We start from the raw sequence: 18,033 nt of genomic DNA on the forward strand, positions 1-18,033 counted from the left end.
AATTCCGCAAGAAACATTTTTCTTTTAACACAAAATAGTAAGCCTGTAACGCAGTAGAAGGCGGATTTAAGAAAGGCAATTCAACATGAAACCCATTTCATTTCTCCGCAAGGTAAAATTAAAAAATGTGTTCCTGTTTATCGGATGTCTTTTCATGACGGGCGGTCTGTCCGCTCAGGACGCCGCGCTGGTTTACGTGATTGACATTCGGAACGAGATCGGGAGCGGACTCGGGACCTATATCAGTGACGGCATCCAAACAGCAGAGGCGGCTGGTGCCGACGCTATTGTTTTCGATGTGGATACACCGGGCGGCAGGGTAGATTCCGCTGTGAATATCATCCGGTCTATCCAGGATACACAAGTTCCAACAATCGCTTTTGTCAATCGACAGGCTATATCTGCGGGAGCGATGATTTCTATCGCTTGTAATCAGATTGTTATGACTTCGGGCGGAACGATTGGGGATTCCGCGCCCGTTAATATTCAAGGACAAGAGGTCGGAGAAAAGGCAATCTCTTATATTCAGGGAACCATTCGTGCGACGGCAGAACGCGAGAACCGAAACCCGGATATTGCTGAAGCGATGGTAGACAAAGAACTCGTCCTCGTAAAACTCACAGACGGTCAGATTATCAAACTCCTCCCCGAAGAATACATTGCGCGTGAAGAAGAAGGCGAGGAGATGGAAATCCTCTGTGCCCAAGGAAAACTGCTCACGTTATCGACGCAACAGGCATTAGAATACGCGTTCGTAGACGCACAAGCCGAAACCCTCACGGAACTATTGGCACAATACGAGATTGTCGAGGTTGATGGGACCAAACTGCCGCTCACAGAAGACGGCATTGCACAACGACAGCAGGATATTGGTATTTCAGAAATTAACCGTCTCAAAACGTTAGCAGGCGCGCGTATTATCGAAGTTGAGGCGACACTCGCCGATAGGATTGTTTTCTTTATCACGAATCCGCTCATCAGTTCGCTTCTCCTTTCATTGGGAATCCTGGGTATCTTTATAGAGATCCGGACACCCGGTTTCGGTATCCCCGGATTCCTCGGTTTACTGTGTGTCGGACTTTTCTTCGGTGGACACATGCTAACGAAAATCGGTGCAGAATGGGCATTTCTACTCTTTCTGATCGGTCTTGGACTTATCGCCGTAGAGGTCTTCGTCATCCCCGGCTTCGGTGTTGCTGGTATTCTCGGCATTACATTGATGTTAGGGAGCGTCTTCTTCGTTTTCGACAAGGCTTATGAGTTCCGGACCGCGGTGATGTGGCTCTCAGTCTCTGTAATCTTGAGTGGCGGACTGGTGATTCTCGCGGCTTTTCTCCTTCCCGAGACGCAGCTGTTTCGGAGGCTTGCTTTGTCAACAGTGATGGATACCCAGATGGGGTATCACTCGTCGAGTTCGGAGGATTTTCAGGCGTATCTCGGACAATCTGGGACCGCCCTAACGCCTTTGCGTCCCTCTGGCACGGCTCGCATCGCTAATAATAGGGTGGATGTCGTCACGGTTGGCGATTTCATCGCACAAGATAGCACCGTCAAAGTCGTAAATGTGGAAGGTCCCAAGGTGTTCGTAGAAGCCGTTGAAGATGATTAATTTTTTGCTGGGTCGATTTGACCGAACCGCAAGGAAAAATTAAAAAATGATGTGGTTTCTCATCTTCCTGATAGGCATTGGAATCCTGTTAGTATTCATTGAGTTACTCATCCTTCCTGGATTTGGAGCAGCAGGGGTGCCGGGGGTTCTGCTTATATTGATAGGTGTTGGGATCGCCTGGTGGAAATTTGGATTCCAGACGACTCTCACTTATACGGGGGCAACGCTGATAGGCGTTATACCACTGGCGATTGTAGGGTTATCTGTCATGCGTGCAACGCCTGCCGGTAAAACCTTTATCTTGGGAAAAACGCAAAATAAGGCAGAGGGTTTTCACGCCCCCCCATCGGAATTGGAAAGTTTAGTTGGGAAGTCGGGTAAGGCATTGACCCCGCTGCGTCCCGCAGGGGCTGCGCTTATCAGTGGAAACCGTGTCGATATTGTCACGCAAGGCGAATTTGTTCCGGCAGAGACCGAAATTGAAGTAATTTTTGTAGAAGGCAGTCGTGTGGTCGTTCGTAGTTTACAGTAGGAGGCAGATATGGTGGATCTATTTACAGGGGGAATTGCCCTTGTTGTCCTAATTTTTGTTATCGTGTTCTTTTGGTTCGTCCCCATTGGATTGTGGATTGCCGCTGTTGCAGCGGGTGTCCCGCTCCGAATTTTTGACTTGATCGGGATGCGCCTCAGACGCGTGAACCCCAATGTTATTGTGAAGGGATTAATCAGTGCACACAAGGCTGGATTGAAAGTCGTGACGGCTGAATTAGAGGCGCATTACCTTGCGGGCGGTAACGTCCTCAATGTTGTCAGTGCGCTCATCGCCGCAGATAAAGCGAGAATTGCGTTAAATTTTCAACGCTCGGCTGCTATAGACTTGGCTGGACGGGATGTCTTTGAGGCAGTTCAGGTCAGCGTCAATCCACGCGTGATCACGACTCCGAAAATCAGTGCGCTCGCTTTAGATGGCGTTGAATTGATAGCCACCGTGCGTATTACAGTGCGCACGAACATCAATCGGCTGGTTGGCGGTGCGGGTGAAGAAACGATTATCGCGCGTGTCGGTGAAGGGATTATCAGCGCAATCGGTGCCTCTGAAACTTATGAAGATGTGCTTGAAAACCCAGACATTATCTCGAAAACGGTGCTTGACCGTGGCCTCGATGCTGGGACCGCTTTTGAAATCCTTTCCATTGATATCGCTGACGTCAACGTTGGCAAAAATATCGGTGCGGAACTCCAAGCCGAGCAAGCCGAGGCAGACTTGGTCGTCGCACAAGCAAAGGCAGAAGAGCGGCGTGCTATGGCAGTCGCTCGGAAGCAAGAGATGACCGCAGGTGTCCAAGAGATGCGTGCGAAAGTTGTTGAAGCGGAAGCGCAAGTCCCGCGTTCCTTGGCAAATGCGTTCCGTGAAGGAAACTTGAACGTTAATACGGAGGAATCGTAAACATGGCACCAACAATGGTAGCAATTATTGCTGTCCTGCTTATCCTGTTTATCATTATTATTAGTTGGCTGGTTCCGATCGGTCTTTGGATTACTGCCATTGCCGCCGGTGTGAAGGTTGGGATTTTTGATCTCGTTGCGATGCGTTTACGGCGTGTCCCCCCCGCGGCGATTGTAGAACCTCAGATCAACGCAACGAAAGCAGGCTTAAATCTATCGCTGGACGATCTGGAAGCCCATTTCCTTGCTGGCGGGCGCGTTGCGAGTGTCGTATCGGCACTGATTGCCGCGGATAAAGCCAACATAGATCTCGGTTTCGCGCAGGCTGCCGCAATTGATCTTGCGGGTCGAGATGTCTTGCAAGCCGTTCAAGTTAGCGTTACGCCTGAGATTATAGACATTCCCAGTAGAGATGATCCGAGTATCGGTATTACGGCTGTCGCCCGTGACGGTATCCAGTTAATCGTGAAAGCGCGTGTTACGGTGAGAGCCGATATTGACCGACTCGTCGGGGGTGCGACTGAAGATACAATCCGTGCGAGGGTTGGCGAAGGGATTATCACGACGATCGGTTCATCAGGGAGCCACAAGCAAGTCTTGGAAAACCCGGTGCTCATCTCAGAGACGGTGCTCGCAAAGGGCTTAGCTGCGGGAACTGCTTTTGAAATTTTGTCTATCGACATCGCCGATATAAATGTCGGTGAGAATGTCGGCGCGAAATTACAGACCGACCAGGCACAGGCTGAACTCAAGATCGCACGTGCGAAAGCCGAAGAACTTCGCGCACGCGCACAAGCGGAAGAGGAAGAGAATAAAGCGTTGGTCGAAGAGATGACCGTCAAGCTGATTGAGGCAGAAGCGGAGGTACCACTTGCCATCTCGGACACCTTTGATTCCCAGCGGATGAGCGTGATGACGTATTATGAACTCCGTAATATCCTTGCGGATACAGAGATGCGTCAATCCATCGCTTCACCCGGTGGCACGCAAGAGATAGACACAACGCGGTCTGCACACTCACTCGGATTTTCGTAAAAGGGTTATCAGTTGTCAGTCGTCGGGAAGTTTTAAAGTCTCTGTAGAGTTGCGAAGTGTTCTAAAGTTGTCAATACCTTTACGGATTTTAGCACACTTTTTAGAAAAAGCGCGTAGCTTGAAACGAAGTGGAAAGCGGGTATACGGAAAGCAACATTAAAACCCTATGCCCACTCACCGAACCGCAAGGAAAAATTAAAAAATGGAAAGTATCATTCAGATGCTGGCACCGCTGATTATCGTGATCCTGATCTCTATCTTGAGCAATGCGCGTCGACGGAAAGCACAACAACGGGATGCGGAGAGAAAAGGGGGCGAGCGTGCGATGTCGGAGAGCGACGATACACCCCCGCCTTTCATGGAAGACTTTCCGTTTGAGACACAACTGGAGCAGATGATTCTGCAGGAGGACGAAAAAGAGGAGACCTCGCCCGTGGTTGCCGAAGAGCCAGCGCGTCCTGAAGCAGAACAGTCTGGTCCGGTCGTCGAAGAACCGCAACCACAACCGCCGCCAGTGCCTGTGGAATCCCCGACCAGAATTCGGTCCGTCCCCGGGACATCCCTGCTGAACTTATCGCCGCAAACTTTTCGTCAAGGCATTATTCTTTCAGAGATCCTGGGTCGTCCGAAATCACGCCGAACAAGCCAACGGTCAGCCACCAACCGTCAGTGACAAGGAAAAATTAAAAAACCGGAACGCGCACCTCGTAATGAAATGGAGAGTGGATATACGGAAAGGCACCCCAAATGCCAAAACCTGCCTCACTGAACCGCAAGGAAAAATTAAAAATCCTTTTGATTTTTCTGTTGTTTGTGGGTTGTTCTCAACGCCAGACCCCTGTGGAACAGCAGGCTTCATTTCACTTTGAACCTCCCCCTTATACCCGGCATCTCAAAGGTTTCAAAATTTGTTTGGACCCCGGACACGGCGGACAAGCGCACGTCCCAGATTACAAACGGGGTCCCACAGGCGTTCGCGAAGCCGAGGCGAACCTACGGGTCGCACTCTATCTACGCGAGATGTTACAGAAAGTCGGGGCTACCGTCGTCATGACGCGCGTTGACGATTCCTATGTGAGTCTGTCGAGGCGGAGTGAAATTGCCAACGAAAATAGTGCCGATTTTTTCATCTCGCTGCACCATAACGGGATTGATAATCCGAAAGTTAACTATACCTCTACTTGGTATCATGGCGATGCGGATGACTCACGCCAGAGTCTCGACCTTGCTCGGTATGTCCAGCAGGGAGTCTCAGACGCACTCCAATTGCCCACTTCTCCTGCATCGGGACTTTATTCGGATAAATTAATAACGACTTCCGGTTTTGGGGTCCTGCGACTGACAGAATGTCCAGCAGTGTTATGTGAGGCATCTTTTCTCTCGAACCCAGAAGAAGAAGTAAGATTGCAAAAGGACGACTATCTGAGAAGGGAAGCCTACGGCTACTTTCTTGGGATTGCCCGTTATGTTGAAGGCGGGTTTCCGAAAGGTGTTCTGGTCGATCCGCAACACGCCTCCGTCATCCAAACGAAAACGCCGCGCCTCCAGATTCAGGTGATGGACGGACTCCATGAGCGGGGGGCGTGGATGCTCAAACGTCAACAGGTCTTCACGGACTCCATCCGTGTCAAGATTGATAATGTGGATGTCCCCTATTCCTACGACCGCGGGACAGATCTGATTACTGTCTCCCTTGATAAACCCTTATCGAACGGTGTGCATCTTGTCCAGACTGACTTAGTGAACTATTATGGGAATCACAGTCTCCCCGCGCCGCAATGGTTTAAGGTGGCACCGCCTGCTGCGGTATTGGACCTCACGGCGTGGACAGATACCCTCCCTGCTGAGGGAAAAAGTTACGTCGGTATCTCTGTAACTACACGGGACAATGAGGGAATGCCAATTGCTGACGACGAACCGATCTACGCACAAACATCAAACGGGACGCTCGCAGCGGATCATCGACTCTCAAAGGACGGTTCAGCACAGTTTTATCTATACGCGCCCGATGCGCCGGGCACAGCAACGGTGGAAGTCTCATATCAACAGACCCGTCAGTCGTTGACGATTCACTTCGCGAACATTGATGGCGCGATTGTGCAAGGACAGGTTTCTGATGCAGACTCCGGAAAACCGATCCAAGATGTAGAATTACGAACCGATTCAGGATTGACGACGACTACAGATGCCGAGGGACACTTTTTTATTCTAACAGGTTCCGAATCAAAGGATTTTGGCGAAACGACGCTTTACATTTCCGTAGGGGTTGGGGCACCCAACCCCTACTATCCCAACAAACACAGGATTCACATCCGACCGAATCAAGCAACAATTGTTGATGTCGGACTTCACCCGATTGCAGAAGGGGCGTTTGCTTCGACCGTCATCGTTCTCGATTCAAAAACGGATACGCCTGAGACCCAAGAACTTCTCACAACGTTGGAAAAGATGTTGAAACTCGCTGGGGCAAAGGTTTATAATATTTATACTGCTAAGTCAAAAATGCCTGTGCAAAAACGGATAGAGAAGGTTAACGCCATCAAGGAGAGCGGATACTATTTGCAAATTAATCACGCGGAATGGGATAAGGAACAACCCATTGTGGTAGCGGCACACTACCGAGGCAATCAGGGGACAGAGACGTTTCTAAAGCGGATACTTGAACAGTTCAACAGGAGTCTCTATGAGACCCCGATTGTTACCCTTCAAGACAGAACAACCCCTGAAATTCAGCAGACGAACAAAATGGCGATGACACTTGAAATCAAATCCTTGAATCATCCGAATGCTTCCACCGTTTCGGAAGTGCATGCGATCTTTTTCGGGGCATGGGCTTTCCTGAAGAGTGATGGAGAAATTCCGATAGAAAGACAAAAGCGGTTTATGGCATACTTAAAAGAGAGGCAAGCGTCTTCTTCTAATTAGATGAAAGCGCGTAGCCCGTAATGAAATGGAGGGCGGATATACGGAGAGGCGCATGACATACCGAACCCACTTTACCGAACCGCAAGGTATAATTAAAACTAACATCACAGATTTACAACTCCAGCATCCGTTCAAGATTGCGCGTCGTGCGACAGACGCGTTCCGACAAGTGATTTCTGTAGAGATTGATGGTGGCATCGGTGAAGCGGCACCCGCTCGGTTGTATGGTGAAACCGTTCAGACGGTGCGTGTCGCGTTGGAAATTATCGCACCGTCACTTCCCAAAGACCTCGATGCGATTCACGATGTGATGGAGACGGTTGAAGCAAGGCTTGGCGGCAATTACGCAGCAAAGTCCGCCATTGATATGGCACTTCATGATCGACTCGGTAAAAAACTTGGCGTTCCGCTCTATCAACTCTGGGGGCTCAACCCGAATAAGACCCCTTGCACATCGTTTACGATTGGACTGGATGAACCCGAAGTAATGGCAGAGAAGACCCGACATGCTGAAGCGTATCCGATCCTGAAAGTCAAACTCGGTACGCCGCAGGATATTGAGATAATTCAGAAACTCCGCGAGGTCACGGATAAGCCCATCTATGTTGATGCGAATACAGCATGGACACCGAAGGAGGCTGTTCGCAAGATTCGTGAGCTTGCCGGTTATGGTGTTGAATTGATAGAACAACCGACGAAACCGAATGATCTGGCAGGACTCAAGTTTGTCCACGAACACTCTGAACTGCCGATTATCGCCGATGAAAGCGTCAAGCGCGCAAGTGATATTCCGATTCTCGCTGAGTGTGTTGACGGTATCAATATCAAACTCGTCAAATGTGGTGGATTGCTTGAGGCACATCGAATGATAAGTGTTGCCCGCGCCCACGGTTTGCTGGTCATGATTGGTTGCATGATAGAGAGTTCGCTCGGCATCACCGCCGCTGCACACTTGACACCCCTCGTAGACTATGCCGATCTGGACGGTCATCTGCTCATTGCGAACGATCCCTACACGGGTGTAAGTCTTGATAAGGGTAAATTGATACCACCAAACCGCCCTGGCATCGGGATTATTTATAAGCAGGAAAGCAGCTCATAGTTAAAAAATTCCAATTCAAATTTGGTGTCTGCTCCTCTTTTAATTCGTTACAAATTTCCAAAAACGCTGCGATTAACCAAAAACCTGCCTGAAACGAAGTGGAAGGCAGCCCAGGAGGCCACAGTTAAAAAGATGACAAAACAGAACCGCAATGTTCTCATCACCGGCGGCACAGGTATATTAGGGAGTGCCGTCACCAAAGCCTATCTCGCCCAAGGTGACAGTGTTGCTGTCACATATCTATTTGAAGATGAAGTTGACCGCTTCAAAGAATACAATCCTGAGATTAGCGAAGACGTTACTTTCTTGTTCGCGAACGTTACCGAGGAAGCCGAGGTCCAGAAGACCGTTCAGGAATTTTTATCCAAATTCGGTTCACTGGATGTATTGGTGAATATCGTTGGCGGGTTTGTCGGTGGGATCCCCACTGCGGAACTTGAAGAGAATAGATGGGATTTTATGATGAACCTCAACCTCAAATCGGTGTTCCTGTGTTGCAAGACAGTCATACCACACATGACGGAACGCGGTTATGGCAAGATTATCAACGTTTCCGCACGCGCTGGATTGAAAGGTGAGGCGGGATTGAGTGCGTATTGCGTCTCTAAAGGCGGTGTCCGCACCTTGACCGAGTCGTTGGCGGCTGAGGTGATGGATTCGGGGGTAAACGTCAATGCCATTATGCCGAGCGTGATGGACACCCCCGCGAATCGTGAATCCATGCCGGACGAGGAGCACGACCGGTGGGTATCCCCTACCGATGTCGCCAAGGTAATATGTTTCCTGACTTCCGACGATGCTGCCGTCATCAACGGTGCTGCGATCCCTGTTTACGGCAGAGCCTAATTTTTATCGAAACGGCTCTTTAAGTTGCGTCTGCATGAGTCTTTCTAAAATTTGCAGGCGCAACGCCGTTTCAATATCCGCAACTTCAGGTCTACCGACGAGGTTCTGTATCTCATTCGGGTCGTTTTGGACATCAAATAAAAGGTAAACTTCGCCATTAGCATTGAGAGCCGCCTTCCATTCCTTGCTGAGTAACATAATCTCGCCTTCTATCTCGGACATTGCGAAGTCGCGATGTGTCGCTTCAGGTTGCGTCAATACCGGACACAACGATTTCCCGAATTGACGATGCCCTAACTCACCACCTACCAATTCAACAAGCGTAGGACCAATGTCAATCCATTCGACTGGACTCTCACAAATTGTCCCTGTGGGCGGGGTTTGTAACCTTGATGTATCAGGCGTTCGGACGAGTAGCGGGATCCGAACGGCACCGTTGAGGAAGTTGCTCTTATAGATGAGTCCATAGTCTCCGTTCATTTCACCGTGGTCGGAGGTGTGGACAATGATTGTGTTTTCGAGTTCGCCGCGTGCCTCGATTGCGTCAAGAATCTCGCCGATCTGATCATCAATGAGCGTTACGTTGCCGGCGTAATTCGCTCGGAGTCTTCCGACTTCGCCGGGTTCAAACGTCGGGTTCACCCGCTGCATAAGCCTGTCCAAATGTCCTGTGGGACGTTTTTCCGCAAATGGACGCGGGATCGCTGGCGGCATGTCCGTAGGATCGTACATGCTGGCATAAGGTTCAGGCGTATCCCACGGTTCATGCGGTCCCCCGAAACTCACCCAACAACACCAAGGTTCCTCCCGTTCATAGTTCTGGAGGTATTGCTTCGCTTGTTGTCCGACATAGACATCGGCGTAGTCCTCAAGTCCAAGCGTCGAAGCGCGGACGAGATGCGGTTTCGTGCTGAACCGCTCACGATAATCGGCGCGGTACCCCTCCCATACCCCCTTTTCTTCCCACATAGCCGTCATGTGGGACAGCACATTCGCGCTTGCCCGCGGTCCACCGATTTCGTTCACATCGTCCAATCCATAAGCGTTCATTAAACCTTCGTGTTCGCGTAGATCGCCGTTGTGTGGGTGGAGGTGCGTCTTACCGAAAAGACTTGTCCGATAGCCCGCATCACGCACGGCTTGCATCCATGTCGGGGTTTCGGCAGGCATCTGGTGATTCATGTTGTTCCAGACGTGGGTGTTATGCGGATATAAACCTGTTGCCAGACTGAGGCGCGTAGGGATACAGACGGGTGATGTGGTGACACAGTTCGTGAATCGGATACCTTCACTGGCAATCCGATCCAAATGTGGGGTCTGGACCCAATCACCACTGCAACTCATCGCGTCCCAACGCTGTTGGTCTGTCATGAGAAAAAGGATGTTCGGGGTGGTTTCCATCGTTATCCTCGTTCAATTCCGGCTTCTTCAAAAGCGTTCGCCAATGTTTCGTAAGAGAGTGTCGCGGCGGCGAGCGGATCGTAGTCTTCGCGTGCCTGCACCATGAAACTCACCTCAGCAGTAATGAATCCGTCATAACCGTGCGCCTGCATCCGCTTGAGATAATCAACATAATCGAAGGGACCTTCCCCGGGGATGAGGAATTCGTGGTCGGGTGCAGTGCCGCGCTGGTCTTTGACGTGTGTATGCGCTGATACGGGTGCTAACGCTGACACTGTCTCTTCCGTCGGCATACCGATAATATCGAAATGGCTGATGTCGAAGTTAACTTTGAGATACGGTGAATTGACCATTTCGAGGAGTTCAAGCACCTTCGCAGGTGTATCAACGATCGCACCCACATGGGGTTCCATAGCGATGATGACCCCGCGCGATGCCCCGTAATCGACGAGTTCTCCGACGCGTTCTGCGAGGAAATCTTTTTTGATCTCCCATTCTTCCGGCTTTCCACCCGGTGTCGTATTGACGGCGGGCGGTTCGTCCCCTTGTGCGAGTTCAACAGCCAAATCAACACCGCCTTTTAACCGCCACATGTTTTTCGCATGGGCTTCTGGATCTATTTCCAATAGACTGGAATGCGCCGCGATTGCTGGCAGTGCCAAGTTATGCTGTTGGAACAGGGATGCGATCCGTTTCCGTTCTGGGGCATCAAGCACGCTAAGTTCAGTCGTAAAGCGTGGGATAATGGTGAGTTCAACGCCATCGTATCCGAGGCTAGCGAGATGGGCGAGAGCAGTGTCTATGGGAACCGTGGGCATCCCCCATGTACTATATCCGATTTTCATTTTTTAAATTATGGCCTCCTGGGCTGCGCTCCATTACATTACGCGCAGATTTCCGCTTAAACCGCGGCTGGGTTTGGAAGTTTGTACGTTTTTTTCTATGTATCTCCTGAAGACGGCAGCTCGCAACAATACGCAGAAATACCGGATTTAGTCTGGGAATAGGCTCAATCCGTTCCTTGTATTACATTTCCGTAGCACCAGAACGGATGCGCGTGTGGCGTCCGAGGACAACGTGTGGACTTGCGGGACAATGTATTAGATTTCCATTCCTTGTATTACATTGCAAAAACACGCGGGCGGGTATACGGAATGGCACCTTCACCGCACAACCCACCTAACCGAACCGCAAGGTATAATTAAAAGGTGCCGAGCCAGTCGTTTATTAAAAAACCGGCGCGATGAATCAAGAGTGCGACACGTCCCATGACGGTGTTACCGAACGCGGCACCGAATCCTACCATGAGGAAGGCAATCCCAATTTTCGACAGCCATCCGACAGGCCCCTGATGCTCCACAGAGAAAAAGAAATAGATGAGCGTACAAATCAGACCTATGACTATAAGAACCGCTCCGATAATATCGCCAAGGGGTAGCGGCCCGGCATGCATTTGTGCAAAGGGTGTAAGTGTGCCGTGTGTCTGCTCAAAAATATTGGCCCGCAGCATATTCGGAATGGCAATTCCAGAGTTAAAGCCGATGAGGATAGCAATAGGGTAGCGAATTAGCCATGCCTGCCGTGGGGACAACCGAGCAAAAAAGAGCAAACCGATGCCAATCGGAAATATTTTGAATAAACCGCTAAGGGCTTCGCTTGTTTCTGGTGTGGCTTCACCTGCTATTTGGGTCCCCAGTGCCCCCACTGCCTCAGCTAACGGATTCCAGGCTAACGGTATGAATCCTTGATGAATGGTAATGACGATACTATATCCAACTGATATTCCCACGAAGAGATGTTCTGCGAACCGATAGAACGGGTTATCTCGATAGAGGAAACTGTAGATGCAAAGCGTTAAGAGTGCGGCAATCCAGATACCAAAAATTTCCATTAATTTACTCCTCCCGCCTTCGATGCATGAAAAAAGCGATGTTGCCCAGGATAACCAGTCCGATCAGTAAAACATGCACGAAGGACGCTGTATTTAAGCCGACAGTTCCATCCCCAGGGGCGTTTAACAGTTTCTCGTACTCAGTGGCACCCAAATACCCCGGCATCAAACCGATCAATTGTCCGGTTTGCAGGAACGGATACATTTGTGCGATAATCACACCCGTAACGCCTGCAGCAATCTTTAAACCGTATCTTGTATTTGCGTAAACAATCCAGGCTTCTGTCGAACTTCCAGCGGCAAGGTCAAGTAGCAAAGCAATTTGGTCGTAGTTCGTAATATTTTTCATCATCGGGATTTCATTCATTGCCGTTCCACTGTAATCGGTTTCAAAAACACTAGCGATACTGTTCCCCATCCCAAGGATGACCTGCAACGCTCCAGGGCGGTATCCCAAAAAAATGTAATCTTCTCCGTAAACTGCCCCGTTTTCCGCAGCAATCCTTTGCATGAGTCCGTGAGCCAAGGTGGGCATATTCGCATAAAGCGTCACTCCGATAACGTTCACCCCTTTATTAAAACAGTGCCGTAGCACCGCTTTTGCCATTGGTTCTGGTTCGGCTAAAGAGGAAGGCCCGTAATCGAAAGCGATTATAATGGTCTCCCCGGGAGAAAGTTCGTCAATATAGTCATAAAGTTTCTGGGCAGGTTCAGACACCCGCGTGGGTAACCTGATCGGAATAAGCGTTGGGATGATAACGACTACGGCAACCAATATAAAAATTATCCGCCGGTCCATATTCATGAATTTTTCAAGCATTGGCTAATCTCCTCCCCCTAAGTAAGAGCGTTCAATTCCCAAAATAATCCGAATGGATTGCGAGATAACGCCGAGGCTTACACCGAGGATAATACCGCGCCGTGATGCGAGGTTGGGAATATCCAAAATCCATTGGCGTGCTTTTGTGGCACCGTCTTCCCAAGGCAGCCATGACAAAACCGTGTTCCAGACGAGGTCGCCTACCGGCACATTTCCTATCATCACAACCATTGCAGTAACGAGGAGCAAGGTCGCTTCAAAGGTTCGGGCTCGGAATGCGCGATATGCCGCTGAGGCAATAAAGAAAGCAAGTAAGGAGAACATCGTGGCATCCATTGGAACTTGCACATTGTTGTATAACCACTCAAATACAGTGTTTTGCGGTCCGAAGGGAACACCTATCAACACCATAACTGCCATGCCCACGAAAACAACAAAACTGTATTGCCAACGTTCCGTGCGCCGGCGAACCTGCGCAATGTGGGTTTCAATGAGGGTCGCGACCGCTAAAATCAACGCAAAGGGCGTTATTATAAGCCCCCAGTCGATAACCTCTTCATAAAGTTTTTGAGAGACTGAATGTGGGCTAAACTGCGTGAAGATGAGTGCTATACCAAAAAGAAAACAGAGGGCTAAGGGTACCTGTCGTTTCATAAAGCCTCCTAACGTACTCTCTGTAAGAACGATGTAATCCAATTGACACCGGATAATTCCAATATCACCCCAAGCACAATTGCTGCAAAGATAACGACCTTCCCCCAATCTTGCCCTCTGAGACTCCCTAAGAACATAGGATCTTTGGATAGATAAGCTGTTGCAGCGTAGAGTTCTTCACCAATTAAGGTATAATCACACGCTGCGATGAAGAACGGGAGCTGATGTTCAGAATCTGTCCCTGCGATCTGTATTGCGCCGATAGAATTCCCGGTTTCAGCCATGAGGAGCGATTCAGCATAAAACTGACCTTGCAAAAAAACTGCCGCGGGTTTCTCGCGAACCATCATACCGTCTACACCAGCAGCATAAGCGAACTGACTATCGGTAAGAAAGAAAATATTTTCTTCATTGTAAGCATCCGGGCGCCCTTCGTCAAGGTAAGACGTTCTCACCATCTCACGCACGACATTCAGCACAATCGCGTCATTACACGGCACCCGTAGCGGTGTTTCATAGTCGGCTGTCCTCCGCGCAATTTGCCCTAAGATTGTCATACTGGCAATAGTCGCGACATTATCTACACCGCCTAATCCGAGGACATAGAGAATGGAACGTCCCATCTCTGTCGCTCTACCGATGGCTTCATCTACTGCCTCAAGTCCAGGAATGCGACGGACAAATACCTCTTTACCGCTCCTTGCATCATAGATATTCCAAAGAATCGCTGCTGAGAAAAGAAGCATAGCGACAAGTAGCGGGACTTTGCCGGTATGAAACCATTCCCCGGTTCCTTTAGCGGGCGCGGTTTCCTCAGAATCCACTGTTGCCTCAGCGTCACTCACGGCACGCACGATGTAGGCGTAAGCGTTTCCTTTTTCGATGGTGGCATCAACATAGGAGGTTGTTCCAGCAGGCAGGAGTTCGCCAATTTCTTCAAGCCCCCCCCCCGCAATCCGACGTAGAATTTGATACCCGCTGATACCGCTACCCTCTGGTGCGGCATCCCAGCTAATCGTGACGCTGCTGCCGTCGTCGTTGGGTGTGTCAACCGCCGTGACGTTTGACGGTGGCGAAAGTCCTTGGCTGAATGCAAGGCTAACGCATAAAACCAAGCAGATAATTTTAGCACAGCTTGCAAACCAAAACTTGCTGGACTCTGTGCATTGAATTATTTCTTTCATAAATGTTATATTCCTCAATAGTTGTCGGTTATCGGTGACAAGAGGAAACCTTTCTTAAACCAAAACCTCTTCACTGAAAACTGATAACTGAAAGGGTTGCGTAGCAACCCGCACTGATAACCCTATTAAAAACATTGCGAAATAGCTTGTAAAACGTGCTGATCATCAACATCGTCGCGGATAACGACTTCTCCGATACGTGTCGGCAGGATAAGGCGGAGTTTACCGCTCAACGTCTTTTTGTCTAAGTACATTGCATCACATAACGCCTCTGGGATGAGATCGTTTGGAAAAACGATCGGCAATTTCGCACGCTTTAAGAGGGTGCGTTGCCGTTGAAAATCGGTCTCAGCGAACATACCCAAATTGACAGCCAATTGCGCAGCACAATTCAGACCGATAGAAACCGCTTCCCCGTGTCGATACCTGTTGTAATGCGTCAGTGCCTCCAAGGCGTGTCCAAAGGTGTGTCCATAGTTCAGCACCATCCGCAGTCGGCTTTCTTTTTCATCTTTCGCGACAATTTCTGCCTTGTTGACACACGCCTGTGAGATAACCTCAATCAGTGTTGTGTCGTCTAAATTTAAGAGTGCCTCCAGATTTCTTTCAACCCTTTCAAACAGCGGTTCATCGCGGATAACACCCATTTTGATAACTTCGATAAGTCCTGCTCGGATGTCGCGCTGCGGCAAAGTCTTGAGTGTGTCTACATCAATGACCACCAACTTCGGTTGATGAAACGCACCGATGAGGTTTTTCCCTTTTGGGTGATTAATCGCTGTCTTACCACCGACGCTTGCATCGACTTGTGCTTGGAGCGTTGTAGGAATCTGAACGTAAGGAATACCACGCATATACACGGCTGCAGCGAATCCAGCCACATCGCCGATGACTCCCCCACCGAGAGCAATAATCAGGGAACCCCGATCGAGTTGGTGTTCCACCAAACTATCCTGTATCCGGGAGAACTGCGCCAACGATTTGCTCTCCTCGCCACCGGGAACTTCAATCGTGCGGACATCAAATCCGGTATTTTCAAGGCTCTTTAGAACGACAGGCAGATAGCACGTTTTGACATAAGTATCCGAAACGATGAGAACCTTATTAGATTTCATAACCGGTGTGAGCAGTTCTCCGACACTGTTGAGAAGTCCTGTCCCAACAACGATCGGATACCTGTTATCTCCGAGTTCCACGTGTAAGGTTTTCGTCATTTTAGTTTCCTAACGCTCTTTGTGAACACCCGTTTGATGTGAGTGATAATTTCACCGAAGGAGCGTCCCGTCGTGCTTATGGTATGATCGGCTTCCGCATAGTAGGGCTGTCGTTCCGTTAACATCGACTGGATCTGCGCGAGTGGATCAGAGGTTTGGAGTAATGGGCGGTGTGTCTGGTGTCCGACCCGTCTGTAAATTTCTTTCGCCGTTGCTGTTAGGCAGAAGACAATGCCATTTCGCTTTAACGCTATCATATTGGCTTCTTTCAGGACGACACCGCCACCGGTGGAAATAACGTGGTTGTGCAGTTCCGATACCTTACGCACGGCTTTGCTCTCAAGCTCCCGAAAAGCAGGTTCTCCGTCGTCCGAGAAGATGTCGCTGATGCGTCTGCCACTGTCCCGTTCAACAACATCATCTGTATCCACATATCGCATCCGAAGTTGTGAGGAAAGCCGTCTTCCGATAGAAGTTTTTCCTGTGCCCATAAAACCGACAAGCACAATATTGGGTTTTCTTTTCATAGGTCGCTGCACCGGATTCCCACCTTTTAATAGCCATTATAGCACCTTTAAAAAATATTGCAAAGGTTTTGCAACAATTTTTGAGGTATGGTATAATTAGTTTTCAGTTTTCAGTTAAGAGGTTTTTGTTAAACCGAAGCGCGCAGCCCGTAAGCGTAGCGGAGGGCGGATATACGCACAAACAATGTATTTACCAAAACGACCGAACCGAACCGCAAGGTATCATTAAAAAATTAAAAAATGGCACGACAGCTCAGAATGGTGCGTCCCAATTTAGAAGATTTACCTGAACTGCAACTCCCGTCAGGCTACGGCATGCGAACCTATCGTAAGGGAGATGAGCTGCATTGGGCACATATCATTAGCGACTCGTTTGGGGGCAGGAAACGCACTGCCCAAGATACGCGGAACGAGATTACCGACAGAGATGTATTCATTCCTGAGGGACTCTATTTCGCAACACATCAGGATATCCCTGTTGGCACTGCCTGTGCGTGGCGGGAATCTGTAGATGAAAAGGATGTCGGCTATGTCCACATGGTCGGCGTTGTCGCCGAACACACCGGACACAAGCTCGGAAAATGGGTCTCGCTCGCTGTTCTTATCTACTTTCGCGACAACGGATTCAAATGCTCAATGCTGGATACCGATGATTTCCGTATCCCCGCCGTCAAAACCTATCTCAATTTAGGATTCATCCCTGTTTACGTTGAAGAGGGACAGATAGAACGATGGCAGAAGATTTTTGAGAAATTGGGACTGCCCGCTATGTCAGCGCAAATCGAGAATGTTAGAGAAATGCTCCCTGAGGAGCTGTGGGTGAAAGTTTCACGTTAGAAATAGCATGGAAGATCAACTCAAAATGGCTCGGCACAGTTTGGAAAATCTACCGGTACTCCAGTGTCCTGATGGGTATCATATCCGTACCTATCAGCAGGGAGATGAGATACATTGGGCAAGAATAATGGACAGCGCCTTCGTAGACCAAGAAAGAACCGCTCAAGATACCCACACTGACGTTATTAGCCAACCCAATTTCGATCCAGACGGCTTCTGTTTCGTCATTCACAAAGATATTCCTATCGGCACGGCGTGTGCGTGGAAGGAATCCCTTCATGGCAAACCGATTGGCTACATTGATATGCTCGCCGTGCTTCCCGAACACACTGGACATAAACTCGGCAAATGGTTAACAGTGTTTCTCCTACACTATTTCAAAGCGCAGCACGTAACATCTGTAATGTTAGATACAGACGATTTCCGACTTCCCGCAATCAAAAATTATCTCAACCTGGGGTTTGTTCCTGTTTATGTAGGTGAAAATCACCTGTCACGTTGGCGCAGTATCTTTGAAAAACTGGACATTTTTTAATTTTTCC

At 49.4% G+C, this 18,033-nt stretch carries 18 protein-coding genes; 10 read left to right on the forward strand and 8 right to left on the reverse strand.

Features of this window, described 5'->3' with window-relative positions:
• Positions 1 to 85 precede the first annotated feature (85 nt).
• The 8 genes from F4X88_11485 to F4X88_11520 all read left to right on the forward strand — a co-directional run bounded on the left by F4X88_11485 (position 86) and on the right by F4X88_11520 (position 8,963).
• Complete coding sequence (locus F4X88_11485; protein MYA56912.1) at positions 86 to 1,609, forward strand: hypothetical protein; 1,524 nt, start codon at positions 86 to 88, stop codon at positions 1,607 to 1,609.
• Between the two features lie 46 nt (positions 1,610 to 1,655).
• Positions 1,656 to 2,141 (forward strand): hypothetical protein, encoded by a 486-nt coding sequence (locus tag F4X88_11490; protein MYA56913.1) that lies wholly within the window; start codon positions 1,656 to 1,658, stop codon positions 2,139 to 2,141.
• A 9-nt stretch (positions 2,142 to 2,150) separates the two neighbouring features.
• On the forward strand, positions 2,151 to 3,056 hold the full coding sequence (floA, locus tag F4X88_11495; protein ID MYA56914.1) for a flotillin-like protein FloA: 906 nt from the start codon (positions 2,151 to 2,153) through the stop codon (positions 3,054 to 3,056).
• Between the two features lie 2 nt (positions 3,057 to 3,058).
• A complete protein-coding gene (gene floA / locus F4X88_11500; protein ID MYA56915.1) occupies positions 3,059 to 4,090 on the forward strand; it encodes a flotillin-like protein FloA in 1,032 nt (343 codons plus the stop codon).
• Between the two features lie 202 nt (positions 4,091 to 4,292).
• A complete protein-coding gene (locus tag F4X88_11505; protein MYA56916.1) occupies positions 4,293 to 4,763 on the forward strand; it encodes a hypothetical protein in 471 nt (156 codons plus the stop codon).
• 74 nt (positions 4,764 to 4,837) lie between these two features.
• A complete protein-coding gene (locus F4X88_11510; protein MYA56917.1) occupies positions 4,838 to 7,015 on the forward strand; it encodes an N-acetylmuramoyl-L-alanine amidase in 2,178 nt (725 codons plus the stop codon).
• Between the two features lie 52 nt (positions 7,016 to 7,067).
• Entirely contained in the window at positions 7,068 to 8,117 is a 1,050-nt protein-coding gene (locus F4X88_11515; protein ID MYA56918.1) for a dipeptide epimerase, read from the forward strand.
• Positions 8,118 to 8,249: 132 nt separating this feature from the next.
• Positions 8,250 to 8,963 (forward strand): SDR family oxidoreductase, encoded by a 714-nt coding sequence (locus tag F4X88_11520; GenBank protein ID MYA56919.1) that lies wholly within the window; start codon positions 8,250 to 8,252, stop codon positions 8,961 to 8,963.
• 3 nt (positions 8,964 to 8,966) lie between these two features.
• Here F4X88_11520 and F4X88_11525 read toward each other — a convergent pair whose 3' ends face one another.
• The 8 genes from F4X88_11525 to F4X88_11560 all read right to left on the reverse strand — a co-directional run bounded on the left by F4X88_11525 (position 8,967) and on the right by F4X88_11560 (position 16,654).
• On the reverse strand, positions 8,967 to 10,364 hold the full coding sequence (locus F4X88_11525; GenBank protein ID MYA56920.1) for a sulfatase-like hydrolase/transferase: 1,398 nt from the start codon (positions 10,362 to 10,364) through the stop codon (positions 8,967 to 8,969).
• Between the two features lie 2 nt (positions 10,365 to 10,366).
• Positions 10,367 to 11,209, reverse strand: coding sequence for a sugar phosphate isomerase/epimerase (locus F4X88_11530; GenBank protein MYA56921.1), 843 nt, complete (start codon positions 11,207 to 11,209; stop codon positions 10,367 to 10,369).
• A 356-nt stretch (positions 11,210 to 11,565) separates the two neighbouring features.
• The gene (locus tag F4X88_11535; GenBank protein MYA56922.1) at positions 11,566 to 12,255 is read right to left on the reverse strand and encodes a hypothetical protein; all 690 of its coding nucleotides are present in this window, start codon (positions 12,253 to 12,255) and stop codon (positions 11,566 to 11,568) included.
• A 4-nt stretch (positions 12,256 to 12,259) separates the two neighbouring features.
• On the reverse strand, positions 12,260 to 13,075 hold the full coding sequence (locus F4X88_11540) for a hypothetical protein (GenBank protein MYA56923.1): 816 nt from the start codon (positions 13,073 to 13,075) through the stop codon (positions 12,260 to 12,262).
• Between the two features lie 3 nt (positions 13,076 to 13,078).
• Complete coding sequence (locus tag F4X88_11545; GenBank protein MYA56924.1) at positions 13,079 to 13,729, reverse strand: hypothetical protein; 651 nt, start codon at positions 13,727 to 13,729, stop codon at positions 13,079 to 13,081.
• Positions 13,730 to 13,737: 8 nt separating this feature from the next.
• The gene (locus F4X88_11550) at positions 13,738 to 14,913 is read right to left on the reverse strand and encodes a fibronectin type III domain-containing protein (protein ID MYA56925.1); all 1,176 of its coding nucleotides are present in this window, start codon (positions 14,911 to 14,913) and stop codon (positions 13,738 to 13,740) included.
• Positions 14,914 to 15,038: 125 nt separating this feature from the next.
• Complete coding sequence (locus F4X88_11555; GenBank protein MYA56926.1) at positions 15,039 to 16,127, reverse strand: 3-dehydroquinate synthase; 1,089 nt, start codon at positions 16,125 to 16,127, stop codon at positions 15,039 to 15,041.
• A complete protein-coding gene (locus F4X88_11560; GenBank protein ID MYA56927.1) occupies positions 16,124 to 16,654 on the reverse strand; it encodes a shikimate kinase in 531 nt (176 codons plus the stop codon). Before F4X88_11560 ends, F4X88_11555 begins: the two co-directional genes overlap by 4 nt.
• A 240-nt stretch (positions 16,655 to 16,894) precedes the next feature.
• Here F4X88_11560 and F4X88_11565 point away from each other — a divergent pair, with 240 nt between their 5' ends.
• Both F4X88_11565 and F4X88_11570 read left to right on the forward strand, forming a co-directional pair.
• Entirely contained in the window at positions 16,895 to 17,491 is a 597-nt protein-coding gene (locus F4X88_11565; GenBank protein MYA56928.1) for a GNAT family N-acetyltransferase, read from the forward strand.
• A 7-nt stretch (positions 17,492 to 17,498) separates the two neighbouring features.
• Entirely contained in the window at positions 17,499 to 18,026 is a 528-nt protein-coding gene (locus F4X88_11570; GenBank protein ID MYA56929.1) for a GNAT family N-acetyltransferase, read from the forward strand.
• Positions 18,027 to 18,033 lie beyond the last annotated feature (7 nt).

This window comes from Candidatus Poribacteria bacterium (genome assembly GCA_009839745.1).
In the GTDB taxonomy this organism is placed as follows: Bacteria; Poribacteria; WGA-4E; order WGA-4E; family WGA-3G; genus WGA-3G.